Raw genomic sequence first — 13120 nt, forward strand, 5'->3', positions numbered from 1 at the left:
AATAAAACAATGGCTAAACCTTTTAAGTGGACTTACAAGGGTAAAGTCCTGGCTATCTAATAGTCTGTTTATTTCCGCCAAGCTGTACTAGTGTCTACAAAATTCAAGGCAAGATTTACGCCTCTATGAAGCAGCCGCAGCAGGCTATAGAGGCTTATAACCAAGAACTAAAGCTAGCGCAGCAAATAGGCGACACATCCCAACAAACTTTTCCACTTTATAACATAGCCATCATTGAGCGCAACAGAGGCAATCTCAACCAAGCTAAGACACAAATAGAAACAGCCATAAACATCATTGAGAATACGCGCAGCAAAGTTACCAGCAATGATTTGCGTACTTCCTACTTCGCCACGGTGCAGGATTATTACAAGTTCTACATCGACTTGCTGATGCAGTTGCACAAAAAAGACCCATCAAAAGGATACGACGCTTTGGCACTGCATATTAGTGAGCGATCGCGTGCCAGGGTTTTATTAGAACTATTAACAGAAGTCAATGCCAATATCCGTAAAGGCATTGACCCGCAACTACTGGCAGAAGAACAAAACTTGCAGCAGCAACTTGATGCTAGAGATAAACTGCCTCAAGAGTTACTGAATAAAAAAGCACCCACAACCGCAATACAAAAGCTCGAACAAGAACAAAAGCTCGAACAAGAAATTGCCGACCTCCGTAGCCAATACCGAGAACTGCAAACCAAAATCCGTACAAGTAGCCCCAAATATGCAGCACTGAAATATCCTGAACCTCTGAAATTAGCTCAAATTCAGCAACAACTCGATTCAGATACTCTGCTTTTGCAATATTCCTTGGGTAAAGAACGCAGCTATCTTTGGGCTGTCACTCCTAATTCCATCAATAGCTACGAACTCCCTAGAGGCGAAGCGATAGAAACATCAGCAGAAAAATTCAAGAACGTATTGAGAAAATGTCAAGAACTAGGTATTGTCTGCCAGAAGTTACCCGCAGAGCAAAAAGCTAAGGATTTTCAAGAAATTACCCAAGCTGCGACTGAACTTAGCCAGCTGATCCTTGCGCCCGTTTCAGCAAAGTTGGGGAAAAAGCGTTTGGTAATTGTCGCAGATGGTGCATTGGAAGAAATTCCCTTTACAGCATTATCAGAACCAAATCAAATCTCTCAGCTTGAAAAGTCGCCGCAGACGGGGAAATCTAATTATCAACCCCTTCTAGTTAACCACGAAATTGTAAATCTACCCTCCGTCACTGCGATCGCCACCCACAGGGAAGACTTGAACAAACGCCAACCTGCACCCAAAACCCTAGCTGTTCTTGCTGACCCTGTATTTGCGGCTGATGACCAGCGATTCACAGGTAAACCCCCTTCTCTAGGCCCCGAACTCAACCTCGAACAGTCTAGCCTCCAACAAGCCGCGAGAAATCTTAATCGTGCAGGATGGGGACGGCTACTGGGTACGCGCATAGAAGCCGAACAAATATTAAAACTTGTACCACCCTCGGAAAGCTTATATGCTTTTGATTTTGATGCCAATTACAATCTGGCAACTAGTCCAAAACTCAAACAATATCGATTCATCCTCTTTGCAACTCACGGTTTTGCTGACCCGATCAACCCAGAATCCTCAGGAATCGTACTTTCTCAGATAAACAAAGAAGGCAAATCTAATAACCCAAGTATCTTACGGCTACGTGACATTTTTAACTTAGATTTGGGTGCAGATTTAGTTGTGCTGAGTGCTTGCGAAACTGGTTTAGGTAAGGATGTCCAAGGTGAAGGATTGGTAGGGTTGACACGAGGATTGATGTATGCAGGGGCAAAAAGTGCTGTGGTGTCTTTGTGGCAAGTCAATGACACCGCAACATCGGAATTGATGCCCCAGTTTTACACAGCGATGTTGCAGCAAAAAGCATCTCCCATAACTGCCCTGCGTGAAGCACAACTCAAACTGTGGCAGCAAGAAGACTGGCGAAACCCATACTATTGGGCGGCTTTCACGTTGCAAGGCGAGTGGCGATGAGCGGGGGAGTAGCCATTGGTGTCAACTTAGCGTCAAAACCTGCCTAGAACCAGATTTTAGATTGTCTCGTTCCCAGTCTCCGACTGGGAATGCCGTTCTAGAGGCTCCGCCTCCCTTGTTGGCGGCAGAGCCGCAATTGAGCAGCATTTCCAGCAAGAGGCTGGAAACGAGATTTGAAGAGCCGGCAGGATGGTTTCATACGAAGAAAGAAAAATACATAAGTCTTGATTCTCGTTTTGTGACATGGCTTTTTACCCTCTCCAAACCTCTCCCCGAAAGGTCGAGAGGCTTTGAAACTCAGTTTTAGTTTTTCTCTGCTTGTATGAAACCACCTTGCTTAATCCCCTCCCCGTCGGCGGGGAGGGGAGACAAAACGCAGCTTTGGCGGGGTGGGGTTCTTCGGGTTTCATAAGTAATAAAGCGGACATGATATCAGTTCAAATATTCAATATTACGGAGTGTTAGTAGCAATGAATAGAAAATTTTTTGCCCTCTTGTTGACCGGATTTCTGATTGTCACAACTTTCAGCTATTGGTCATCAGTTCAAGCACAAACACAGGTAAAACCACAGCAAAGCATTACACCCAAATTCATCAGTTCCCAACAACTAAAGCTAGAAGGTGATGGCAAACCTTTTATCCCTCCTGGTTTGGAACGGACTGCCAAACCAGAGTAAAGCGACTCTAGAGGCATTCCTGGACTTATAGATAACCGTACCCCGATGTTGAGCCAAAAATATCCTTGGTCGGCAATTGGTCGAATCAAAGGAACTACAGCCGATGGCAGTGGTTATTACTGCACGGGAACGTTAATTGCTGCTAATCTGGTTTTAACTAATGCTCACTGTGCTATTGACCACGAAACTGGCAAATTAAGCACAAAAATCCAGTTTCTGCCTAACGTAATCGATGGTCATTACCAAGACATAGCGGAAGCCGAGGAAGTTTATTATGGAACAGATTTCAAGGAAAGCAAAGAGCTTAGTCCTAATGATTGGGCAATTCTGAGAATTAACCACCCTCTAGGTCACAAATACGGTTATTTGGGGTGGAAATCCATACCTTCTCCTACGCTTGTTAGCAAACAAAAAGCTTTCTTTTTCGTGGGTTATTCTGGAGATTTCCCTAACGACAATTATCAAAAATATTTCAGTGCCGGGGCGGGATGGACGGCAAGTTATGAGGCAGGATGCAGTATTGTCGGAGAAGAAAATGGTTTTTTATTACATGATTGCGCCACTGCTGCTGGTTCTTCCGGTAGTCCCATTGTTGGCGTAATTGGTGGCGACCCTTATATTGTGGCTCTGAATAATGGTGAAGGAAAAAATCTCCAGACTGGACAAGATATCATCAATTATGCGGTGAAAATTTCTACCATTGAGGAGGCTTCGGGTGGAAATTAGATAGGGTTATATCATGTCTGCTGAATTGCGGATAATAAAAGAACCTCACCCTGGTTTTACTACGTAAAACCTGTCCCTCTCCTTAGTAAGGAGAGGGATTAAAGATAGGACAGGGTGAGGTTTTTCTTTTGTTTTCGGTAATTCGATGAGGTTATCAACGCCAAGTTATAAAATATTGTTGGAGGGTTGCGATCGCTTAAGCTTGATTTCGTAGTCTTTCTAGGTTCTGTTGATGCAACTCTGGGAAGTTTTCTAAATCATCTATTGACTGTGGTGCAGGAAAGATTACAGCGTCTTCAGAGGTGAATCTATCTAAATAAGTTTGAAAGGCTTCATCATCTTCTCTGTGGTCAAGGATATATTGACGCAATTGGGTACGGGGCATTGTCATCAAGTCTGGCTTACTCATACATATCTCGACTTCCCGTTTAGGTAAATTATAATTTCGTTTTCTTCACCAGCGAGAATTACAATATTTTTTGTTCGTTGATCGATTCGCACTAAAAACACAGGTAAATACATTTTAGTAGCCCAAAAACTTAAAATAAACAACGTTTTCAATTGTTTTACAGTAGGCATATTTAGGGCTTGCTGAAACAGATTTTTTACTTTGGCGTGACTTCAGTTAAGTTGGGATCTTTGAACCGTGAAGTTTGCAATGTATTTTATACATTAATTATAAGTTTTATTACATAAATAAATCAGCCACATTTGCCAGAGTGGGAGGCGATCGCTGATAAAACCTCTAAAATCTAAATTAAATAGCTTTGATATAGTTATGGGAATTACTCGCTCTGTGCTAGGGGCGGTTTATGCAAACAAGCTAATCTCTAACTAGTGCGATCGCTCACCGTATTTGCGACAGCAGCACGATAAAATTCTAAAACCATAATCGTACAAAAAGGTCTAAATGGCAGAAACACTATTCTTCAACGCCTTACGGGAAGCCATTGATGAAGAAATGGCGCGTGACTCCAGCGTATTTGTTCTCGGTGAAGACGTCGGACACTACGGCGGTTCCTATAAAGTTACCAAAGACCTGTACCAAAAATATGGTGAACTCCGCGTTCTAGACACCCCCATCGCGGAAAATAGCTTTACCGGTATGGCCGTGGGAGCTGCGATGACTGGGTTACGTCCCATCATCGAAGGCATGAATATGGGCTTTTTACTGCTCGCCTTCAACCAAATAGCCAACAACGCTGGGATGCTGCGCTATACTTCTGGCGGTAACTTTAAAATTCCGATGGTAATTCGCGGCCCTGGAGGTGTGGGACGACAACTAGGGGCAGAGCATTCCCAGCGACTAGAAACCTACTTTCAAGCTGTGCCTGGGTTGAAGATTGTTGCCTGCTCCACACCAAGAAACGCCAAAGGACTACTAAAATCCGCTATCCGCGATGATAACCCCGTATTGTTCTTTGAACACGTTCTGCTTTACAACTTGAAAGAAGATTTACCAGAAGAAGAATATTTACTACCCCTAGATAAAGCAGAAGTTGTGCGTCAAGGAAAAGATGTCACAATTATCACTTATTCGCGGATGCGGCATCATGTGCTGCAAGCGGTAAAAAGTTTGGAAAAACAAGGTTATGATCCAGAAGTTATTGATTTAATCTCGCTCAAACCATTAGATTTTGATACTATTTGCGCATCAGTACGTAAAACCCATAAAGTGATTGTGGTGGAAGAATCCATGCGAACTGCGGGTATCGGAGCAGAAGTCATCGCTTCAATTAACGATCGCTTATTCGATGAATTAGATGCGCCAGTACTGCGGCTTTCTTCTCAAGATATCCCCACACCCTATAACGGTAATCTGGAACGACTGACAATCGTCCAACCAGAGCAAATAGTAGAAGCTGTGGAAAAAATGGTAGCTTTGCGAGTTTAAGAACTGGGGACTGGGGACTGGGGACAATAAGAATAACCCATGCCCAATGCCCCATGCCCCATGCCCAGTAACCAATACTTACTCATAACTCTACAAAAGAGAGCTATTATAGCCTTTGTCAGTTGCGAGTTATAGTATGCAAAGACAGCGATCGCTTTTAATTTTGATTGTAGTCCTGATAATCGCCGCCATTGTGGTGATTAACACAATTTCGATTCCGCTAGGACTGGACTTGCGCGGAGGCTCACAGCTCACAATTCAAGTGAAAACAACACCGGAGATTAAGAAAATCACCGACCGCGAATTGGAAGCCGTGAAAAAAATAGTTGAAGGTCGCATTAACGGTCTTGGCGTTTCCGAACCAGTAGTACAAACTGTAGGGAAAGATCAAATCTTAGTGCAGTTGCCGGGAGTGAGCGATCCACAGCAAGCTGAACGGGTTCTAGGGGGTACAGCGCAGTTAGAATTTCGCACGCAAAAGCCTGGTACGGAAACTCAACTGCTTGCTTTCCAATCATCACGAGCTGAATTGAAAGCCAAGCAGCAAGATTTGATAAAGAGTAACGATCAAGCAGCAATTCTCAAAAATCAGCAAGATTTGCAGAAAAATAATCAAGCGATCGCTGAATTGTTTGAAAGCACAAACCCTCCACTCGCAGGGAAATTCCTCAAAGATGCAGCCGGTGAACCCACTCAAAACAACAATTGGAATGTTGCCATTCGCTTCGACCAAAAGGGTGGTGAACTATTTGCCGAACTGACGAAAAAACTTGCCGGTACAGGACGCAGCATTGGCATTTTTCTAGACAATGAACTGATCAGCGCTCCCAGTGTCGGGCCAGAATTTGCTGCTAGTGGTATTAGTGGTGGTGCTGCTGTGATTACAGGTAGGTTTACCGCCCAAGAAGCTAACAACTTAGGTGTGCAGCTACGGGGGGGTGCTTTACCCTTACCAGTGCAAATCGTCGAAAACCGCACTGTTGGGGCAACCTTAGGTAAAGATAGTATTCAACGCAGTCTTTACGCTGGTAGTGGCGGATTGCTGTTAGTATTGATTTTCATGTTAGTTTACTACCGACTACCAGGGTTAATTGCCGACGTTGCTTTGATTATCTATGCGCTATTGACCTATGCTACCTTCGCTTTGCTAGGCGTGACATTAACTCTCCCCGGTATTGCTGGGTTTATTCTCAGTATCGGCATGGCAGTTGATGCTAACGTATTGATTTTTGAGCGCACCCGTGAAGAACTACGCGCTGGTAAAAGTTTATATCGTTCTATAGAGGCAGGATTCTACCGAGCTTGGTCTAGCATTTTAGATAGTCATGTCACATCATTAATTTCTTGTGCAGCACTGTTTTTCTTAGGAGCAGGTTTAGTTAAAGGCTTTGCTTTAACATTGGCGCTAGGGTTGGGGGTGAATTTATTTACTGCCATTACTTGTAGTCGCACACTGCTATTCCTATCATTGCAATTTCCCAACTTGCGTAAGCCAGAGTTGTTTTGTCCCAATCTCTCAACGTCAATTAAGTCTGGTGCGGAGGTGCAGTCATGAAATTTAGTGTCATCAAACAGCGAGGATTATGGTGGACAATTTCTACCATCCTAACGATCATTGGCATCGTGGCGATGGTGATTTCTTGGCAACAACTAGGCGCACCGCTACGTCCCAGTTTAGATTTTGTTGGTGGTACGCGACTACAATTTGAACGCGATTGTACACAACCAAACAACTGCACTCAACCGATTGAAATCTCTAGCGTCAGGGAAGTAGTTGACGCTCAGAAGCTAAATAATAGTAGCATCCAAGTTGTTGGTCAAAAGCAACAGGGAATATCCATTCGCACAAAGACATTAGATGTCGAGCAACGCACCCAGCTGCAAACAGCTTTGACTGAAAAAATTGGAGCCTTTGATCCGAAAGGCACTCAAATTGACACCGTTGGCCCGACACTTGGTCGTCAACTACTTTCCCAAGGGTTATTAGCTCTGGTTGTCTCCTTCGCGGCGATCGTTATTTATTTGAGTGTGCGGTTCCAGGTGGACTATGCCGTAATCGCAATTATTGCCTTGTTCCATGATGTTTTGATTACGCTGGGTGTTTTCTCCATATTGGGATTAGTAGCAGGTATTGAAGTTGATAGCCTTTTCGTCGTTGCTATTTTGACTATTACTGGTTTCTCGGTGACAGATACCGTGGTTATCTACGATCGCATTCGGGAAATACTGCATCTACATCCTAACGATCACATTGACAAAGTTGTTGATGATGCAATAAATCAAACCTTAACGCGATCAATTAATACCACCTTTACCGTTTTACTAACATTATTTTCCCTATTCCTATTTGGCGGCGAAACCCTGAGAAACTTTTCTCTAGCTTTGATTATTGGCTTCACGATGGGCGCTTATTCAAGTATTTTCATCGCCGGTTCTCTTTTAGCTTGGTGGCGAGAGCGCAAGGGTCAAACAAGCGTGGGAAACAGCCCTGAACCGATTGATACATCTGCCAGTTCCCAGGATAGTTAAAACTTGTGTGTATTTCGCAATTGGGTTAAAGGATTTTGAATTGCTCAACTATGCTTTGCAATTTTATTCCCCTATGGATCAACCGGAAGAACCATTAACTACTGTCCCAGACTTTGAGAAATCTGACCCATCCTTTGCTCAACAAGTACAAAGGCTACATCAGCTGACAGTATATGGGAGGTGGCTATTTGTCGGCTGTTTATGGCTGACCATTGCGCCTCTTAGCTTGTGGGGTCTACGTGCAGAAATTTTTTTGTGGCAACAATATTTTACCTGGGTAGCAGTGAGATATGGACTTTTCTATCATCCACTGTCTACTTTTGGTTTAGCCTTTTGTATTGGGATGACTGCTGCTGTCTTAGTTTGGCAAAGTCGGAATATCTTACTCGGACTACCACAGCACGAAAAACAACGTTTAGAAAAACAAGTTTATCGGATACGTCAACAGGGAGCAACTCATCCTCTGTGGAAATGGGTTTGTCAATAATTAATTTTTTTTTCTCGTTACATATACATATACACGTACAGCAATTTCTAGCAAAATATGACTTAACCATAGAAAGATACTGCCAAAAGTGGATGCCCTACATGAACGAGTCTCAGATTCAATTTAATGAACGCAAGTCTGAAATTGACCTTTACCAACTCCAAGAACTGTTAAACGTTTCAGCTTTCTGGGCAAAGGGACGCAGTATTGAGGATTTAGGCATAGCTATTGCCAATAGTGAGCCAGTAATTTCCGTCTGCCTTGGCGATCGACTCATTGGCTTTGCTAGAGCAACATCTGATGGCATATATCGCGCCACAATTTGGGATGTTGTGATTCATCCAGAGTATCAAAGTAGTGGGCTGGGAAGCCATTTAGTAGAAACCGTTTTGAGTCATCCCCGCATGAGGTGTGTTGAGCGCGTTTACCTGATGACTACTCACCAACAGGGTTTCTACGAAAAGATTGGTTTCCAGCCCAACAGAACCACTACGATGGTGCTATATAACCAAGCGAACCTTGCTTTCGTTCCTGTTACAGAAGATCAGCTTCAGGAATTACTAGGGGGATAGAAATTTGGAGTCTGGTAAGCTGCTGAAGTGGTTCCTTCGCAATTGGAAAGGGCAGGATTTCTAATTTTCCTCCGATAACTTCCACTTGAGTCTGATTGATTAATAGCCTCATTCCTGGGGAAAGAGCAACGTTTTCTCGGTTAATCTGGGTTAGCTGATCTTCAGATTTGATCAAATCAATCGGCTCGCTCCAGAGTATGGCATGGGTTGGTACATCCAGCCAAATGTTGACAAAATTACTTGTAGGGACAGTGCTAGTAGAAATACAGATGCTGCCTTCCTCCATTTGAGTAATGGTAGTGTCTATTAAACTTATCAATATTTGGCGGAGCCAGAGGTAATCTGCCAAAACATAAATTTCTGGGTCGGGGGGTAACAATTGCAAGGGAAAATTGCGATTAGCCGCCAGCATATAAGTTAAGTTATGAACCTCCTCCAAAATTTGGGCTAACGGTCTGGGCTGAATATCTAATTTATTCGTACCGTGTTCAATTCTAGCAACGCTGAGAATTTCATCCATCAGCTTCAGCAACTTTAGTGTTCGCTCCTGAGCTTGGGTAATAAATTCTCGCTCTTCAGCTGGATCTTCACACAAATCTGACAAAATTAACTGATGCAAGCCTATCAGACCATTGAGGGGCGATCGCAATTCATGGGTAGTCCGTGCCAAAAAACCAGCTTTAAACTGGCTCATTTCCCTTGCCATTTGGTATGCCAGTTGCATAAGTTGTAGCTGTTGCGATATTGGTGGCATATCCTGTTTAGCTAATGGCGCTACTGGGGATGAGCTAGATGAAAAGTTTGACGATCGCACAAATAACTGACGGAAAACCATACCTAGTGCTATTCCAGCTCCTAGATATATCCAGTTGCTCCAATTCATAATCTGGCAATTATTAAAAAAGTTGATTGACCACAACAGCGCAAACTAAAGTTTTGGATTTCTCTGTTGTTCAAATCAGGAAAACAATATTATAGCTACCTATATCTGGTTATCACTCGATAAATCTAAATTTATCGCACCTTGCCGCAAAATCTGCCAATTTATCCCTGTCCATTTAGCAACGGTGGAAGGTACACCCATCCCCGGTATATCACTCTGATATTCTGTCGTTCCTAGAGTCAAAACCTTGGGAAAGTGAACCTCAATTTCTGCGATCGTTTGCAAAGGCGGCTGACCAGAAAAATTGGCGCTAGTAGTAGCAAGAGGACCTGTTTGCGCCAAAATAGTTTGAGCGATCGCACTGTTTGGGACTCGGATACCAATTGTCGTCGGGTCGATGGGGTTCATAACTTTTGGCAGGCGTTCTGAAGCTGGTAATACTAATGTCAGCCCTCCTGGCCAATATTTGTGTGCTAGTTCTTGCCAAACTTTATACTCGTTCTCACTACCTTTGACATACAGCCACAAATCTTCAGCACTAGCAGCCATCAAAATCAAAGGTTTGTCTTGACTACGTTGCTTCGCCGCAAAAATTAATGCTGCTTTTTCTGGTATGGCTGCAAGTGCAGGAACTGTATCAGTGGGAAAGCTTACCAACAAGCCAGCGCGTGCGCCAGCTATTAGATTTTCTAAAGAAACTTGTGTCATTTTTACAAAGTTAGGAGTGAGGAATTTCATAACTCATAACTTATAACTCCTAACTCATCACTCCTAACTTTTATAGGCCACGGCAAAGCGTTCAATTCCAGCTAAATCAGCGTGAATTTGAATTTTACAATAGCTACCTTGATTTTGCAAAAGTTCTCGCACTGTATCCGCCTGTCCTGTCATCATCTCAATTAACCACACGCCACCCGATCGCAAATAACTGGGAGAGATTTCTATCAAATGGCGAATGCAATCTAAGCCATCAGCGCCACCATCCAGAGCTAGATGTGGTTCATGGTTAACTACTTCTGGTTGCAAGGTAGGTAAGGTGCTGGTGGGTATATAAGGGGGGTTCGATACCATACCACTGAATTGACCTTTGAGAAATGCCAGTGGCTCCCACCAAGAACCTTGATAAAATTTAATCCGGTCAGCAAAACCCAAATTATCGGCGTTGGCTTGAGCGATCGCCAGAGCTTCTAAACTGTAATCAACTGCATGAATTGTTGCTTTTGGCAAGACATCTGCTAATCCCAGTGCGATCGCTCCACTCCCAGTCCCCAAATCCGCCCAGTGCCCTGACACATCACTAGCAGCTGCTTCAGCTAAATCAATTAAGCTCTCTGTCTCTGGTCTGGGAATCAAAACCGCACTCGATACCGCGATTTTAAACTGACGCCAAGGTGTAACTCCCGCAATATACTGCACTGGTAAGCGGTCATTTAATCGCCTCTGCCATAACTGGTCTAATTCTTCCAGAGGCAATTGCAGCTGAATTTGCGGCCAGTTTTTAAAAGACTCTAAACGCAGTGCCAAGCGGTCTAACCCAGCAACTTCTAGGAGTAGCCAATCTACCTCTCTTGGTGGAACATCAGTGGCGATCGCTGCTTGGTGAGCTGCATTTCGCCACTGCCAAAGTTGCAAACCAGAAACTATCAGATGTTTCTTTCCCATGCCTCAACCTTGGAGTGCATATCCGTTATTTTTTCGGAGCGGACACAGGAGTGGGCGCAGCAGCTGGTGATTGATTCGGCGCAAGCGATCGAATAAAATTGATCGACTCCCGCGATGGATACAGAATAATTTTATTTATACCAGGATCGCTGCTACTATTGAGAGCCTCCAAAACACCGTACAAATCCACAACCTGAATCTCAGTGTTGTCTGCTTCCTTTGGCACGGCTTTTTTGAATTGGTCTAACAGAGCCACTGCTTGTTCTTTTTCAAAAAAGAATGGGATTAATCGCTCGTTGCCTTTTGGAACCGGAATCGTCAAATAACTATTATCTTTCTTAAATTTGGGTACAAATAAGGGAATACCATTGAATTGCTTTCCTTTTTGACCATTCTGATTCAGCATACTTGTTGCCGAAGCTACCTGTTGTTGCGTTGGCACTAAAGTATAAATTACAGAGTCTGGTTTCTTTTTGCTTTCTTGGACTATTTTATAATAGTCTGCCAAGGACAAAGGTCTTACCTGTAGCGTGCTTGCCAACTGGGGATTTTCTTTTTTGAGCCGATTATCAAGGAATTTTTGAGCATCTTGCTTGCTAATAAAAAATCCTACTTGTGAGATAGTCTTGGATTCGTTTTTCCTCGAAAGAACTACGAATTCGCCTTTAGGATTGGTCAGCGTGAATACGGGTACTTCTTGAAGCTTTTTCACTACCTGATCTTGTGGCAAGGCGATCGCCTCTAGATTGCCTATTCCTGGTAGATTGCCTATTCCTGAAAGTCCGGCTAAAAATATACTGCCAGCTATACCCAATGTTGCGCCCAAGCGGATAAATGATTTCATGACTGCTCCTCGCATCAATAATCCAATTAAATTAAACAAATGGTTGGATTTGCACAGCACCAACTAGCTTTAGTTATATAGCAATATATTTCAGTTGTGAAAAATTCATTGCGCGCGTTGAGGTTGAGTGTTAACCGTCAACGGTCAAAATCCAATATTCCGCAACTATTTTGGATTGCTATAGTATCGTTTTCACAAATTGACTGTGCTAACGTTGTGTTTTTCTCGCTTTCACTTCGCTATCCACCGGGAAATACCGTAGATGCCTATTATATGTCTTCTCAAACAGTGAAAAATCTCGCCATCTCTGGAACCTTGGAGATGATAAACGCCATTTTATCGGCTTTTTCTAATATCGGGTGACGCTATTAGTTAATCAATCGTTCCATCTGCGCTTGCTTTAATATCTTTTTAAATCTATATAAAGCTCAGTGTCACTTAAGTACGAAATTCGCCTGTCAGGCTTCAACAGCAAACCCAACAGCAGAACAGCCTAATTGTTCTTCTCCTTAAAGATATGCAATTAAGTTGCACATCTTAGCAAAAAAACTCTAGTCAATCTGCTCTAACTGTTAAGTATATTGATTAAATCGGGATGACAGGATTTGAACCTGCGGCATCCTGCTCCCAAAGCAGGCGCGCTACCAAGCTGCGCTACATCCCGGTGAGATTTATCTATTTTTTTGGTTTGGTTTTAACTTACCATCAAAGCGATCGCGCTTTTGCAAAAGCATTAATTCAATTATATCAGATTACACGGCTTATGGCTAATCTTTTTCATTTTTTGCAAAAACAATATATATTACAATCTTACACTGATAAAGGTTTTTTGCCGACTTAGTTTTA

At 43.1% G+C, this 13120-nt stretch carries 14 protein-coding genes and 1 tRNA gene; 8 read left to right on the top strand and 7 right to left on the bottom strand.

What is annotated here, in order from left to right:
• The first annotated feature begins 125 nt into the window (after positions 1–125).
• The 3 genes from V7K36_RS08630 (at position 126) to V7K36_RS08640 (ending at position 3403) form a co-directional block, all read left to right on the top strand.
• Positions 126–2000, top strand: coding sequence for a CHAT domain-containing protein (locus V7K36_RS08630; protein WP_335114885.1), 1875 nt, complete (start codon positions 126–128; stop codon positions 1998–2000).
• Between the two features lie 470 nt (positions 2001–2470).
• A complete protein-coding gene (locus V7K36_RS08635; protein ID WP_335114887.1) occupies positions 2471–2677 on the top strand; it encodes a hypothetical protein in 207 nt (68 codons plus the stop codon).
• Between the two features lie 45 nt (positions 2678–2722).
• Complete coding sequence (locus V7K36_RS08640; RefSeq protein WP_335114889.1) at positions 2723–3403, top strand: trypsin-like serine peptidase; 681 nt, start codon at positions 2723–2725, stop codon at positions 3401–3403.
• 196 nt (positions 3404–3599) lie between these two features.
• Here the strand turns inward: V7K36_RS08640 and V7K36_RS08645 are convergent, their stop codons facing one another.
• Positions 3600–3812, bottom strand: a complete 213-nt coding sequence (locus V7K36_RS08645; RefSeq protein ID WP_335114891.1) for a DUF6887 family protein — start codon at positions 3810–3812, stop codon at positions 3600–3602.
• Positions 3809–3982: a DUF6888 family protein gene (locus V7K36_RS34065; RefSeq protein ID WP_442948448.1), complete on the bottom strand. Its 174-nt coding sequence runs from the start codon at positions 3980–3982 to the stop codon at positions 3809–3811. The genes V7K36_RS08645 and V7K36_RS34065 overlap by 4 nt, the downstream gene beginning before the upstream one ends.
• Positions 3983–4313: 331 nt before the next feature.
• Between V7K36_RS34065 and V7K36_RS08650 the strand changes: the two genes are divergently transcribed.
• From V7K36_RS08650 to V7K36_RS08670, 5 genes are all read left to right on the top strand, one after another.
• Positions 4314–5297, top strand: a complete 984-nt coding sequence (locus V7K36_RS08650) for an alpha-ketoacid dehydrogenase subunit beta (protein ID WP_335114893.1) — start codon at positions 4314–4316, stop codon at positions 5295–5297.
• Positions 5298–5433: 136 nt separating this feature from the next.
• The gene (secD, locus tag V7K36_RS08655; RefSeq protein WP_335115050.1) at positions 5434–6852 is read left to right on the top strand and encodes a protein translocase subunit SecD; all 1419 of its coding nucleotides are present in this window, start codon (positions 5434–5436) and stop codon (positions 6850–6852) included.
• Complete coding sequence (secF, locus tag V7K36_RS08660) at positions 6849–7826, top strand: protein translocase subunit SecF (RefSeq protein ID WP_334946581.1); 978 nt, start codon at positions 6849–6851, stop codon at positions 7824–7826. The genes secD and secF overlap by 4 nt, the downstream gene beginning before the upstream one ends.
• Positions 7827–7899: 73 nt before the next feature.
• Positions 7900–8313, top strand: a complete 414-nt coding sequence (locus V7K36_RS08665; protein WP_334946585.1) for a hypothetical protein — start codon at positions 7900–7902, stop codon at positions 8311–8313.
• 101 nt (positions 8314–8414) lie between these two features.
• Positions 8415–8885 carry a GNAT family N-acetyltransferase gene (locus V7K36_RS08670; protein WP_335114895.1) on the top strand — a complete coding sequence of 157 codons (471 nt, stop codon included), beginning with the start codon at positions 8415–8417 and terminating at the stop codon, positions 8883–8885.
• Here the strand turns inward: V7K36_RS08670 and V7K36_RS08675 are convergent.
• The 5 genes from V7K36_RS08675 to V7K36_RS08695 form a co-directional block, all read right to left on the bottom strand.
• On the bottom strand, positions 8848–9768 hold the full coding sequence (locus V7K36_RS08675; RefSeq protein WP_334825396.1) for a sensor histidine kinase: 921 nt from the start codon (positions 9766–9768) through the stop codon (positions 8848–8850). The genes V7K36_RS08670 and V7K36_RS08675 overlap by 38 nt on opposite strands.
• A gap of 99 nt (positions 9769–9867) precedes the next feature.
• A complete protein-coding gene (locus V7K36_RS08680; RefSeq protein ID WP_335114897.1) occupies positions 9868–10476 on the bottom strand; it encodes an L-threonylcarbamoyladenylate synthase in 609 nt (202 codons plus the stop codon).
• Between the two features lie 63 nt (positions 10477–10539).
• Positions 10540–11430, bottom strand: a complete 891-nt coding sequence (gene prmC / locus V7K36_RS08685) for a peptide chain release factor N(5)-glutamine methyltransferase (protein WP_335114899.1) — start codon at positions 11428–11430, stop codon at positions 10540–10542.
• Between the two features lie 25 nt (positions 11431–11455).
• Positions 11456–12274 (bottom strand): Tic22 family protein, encoded by an 819-nt coding sequence (locus V7K36_RS08690; RefSeq protein ID WP_334946594.1) that lies wholly within the window; start codon positions 12272–12274, stop codon positions 11456–11458.
• A gap of 590 nt (positions 12275–12864) precedes the next feature.
• Positions 12865–12938, bottom strand: a tRNA-Pro gene (locus V7K36_RS08695).
• Positions 12939–13120 lie beyond the last annotated feature (182 nt).

It is taken from the genome of Nostoc sp., assembly GCF_036919555.1.
In the GTDB taxonomy this organism is placed as follows: Bacteria; Cyanobacteriota; Cyanobacteriia; order Cyanobacteriales; family Nostocaceae; genus Nostoc.

Coding starts and splice junctions, on each gene's coding strand:
- V7K36_RS08630 (WP_335114885.1), top strand. CDS start 126: ATGAAGCAGCCGCAGCAGGCTATAGAGGCTTATAACCAAGAACTAAAG.
- V7K36_RS08635 (WP_335114887.1), top strand. CDS start 2,471: ATGAATAGAAAATTTTTTGCCCTCTTGTTGACCGGATTTCTGATTGTC.
- V7K36_RS08640 (WP_335114889.1), top strand. CDS start 2,723: ATGTTGAGCCAAAAATATCCTTGGTCGGCAATTGGTCGAATCAAAGGA.
- V7K36_RS08645 (WP_335114891.1), bottom strand. CDS start 3,812: ATGAGTAAGCCAGACTTGATGACAATGCCCCGTACCCAATTGCGTCAA.
- V7K36_RS34065 (WP_442948448.1), bottom strand. CDS start 3,982: ATGCCTACTGTAAAACAATTGAAAACGTTGTTTATTTTAAGTTTTTGG.
- V7K36_RS08650 (WP_335114893.1), top strand. CDS start 4,314: ATGGCAGAAACACTATTCTTCAACGCCTTACGGGAAGCCATTGATGAA.
- secD (WP_335115050.1), top strand. CDS start 5,434: ATGCAAAGACAGCGATCGCTTTTAATTTTGATTGTAGTCCTGATAATC.
- secF (WP_334946581.1), top strand. CDS start 6,849: ATGAAATTTAGTGTCATCAAACAGCGAGGATTATGGTGGACAATTTCT.
- V7K36_RS08665 (WP_334946585.1), top strand. CDS start 7,900: ATGGATCAACCGGAAGAACCATTAACTACTGTCCCAGACTTTGAGAAA.
- V7K36_RS08670 (WP_335114895.1), top strand. CDS start 8,415: ATGAACGAGTCTCAGATTCAATTTAATGAACGCAAGTCTGAAATTGAC.
- V7K36_RS08675 (WP_334825396.1), bottom strand. CDS start 9,768: ATGAATTGGAGCAACTGGATATATCTAGGAGCTGGAATAGCACTAGGT.
- V7K36_RS08680 (WP_335114897.1), bottom strand. CDS start 10,476: ATGACACAAGTTTCTTTAGAAAATCTAATAGCTGGCGCACGCGCTGGC.
- prmC (WP_335114899.1), bottom strand. CDS start 11,430: ATGGGAAAGAAACATCTGATAGTTTCTGGTTTGCAACTTTGGCAGTGG.
- V7K36_RS08690 (WP_334946594.1), bottom strand. CDS start 12,274: ATGAAATCATTTATCCGCTTGGGCGCAACATTGGGTATAGCTGGCAGT.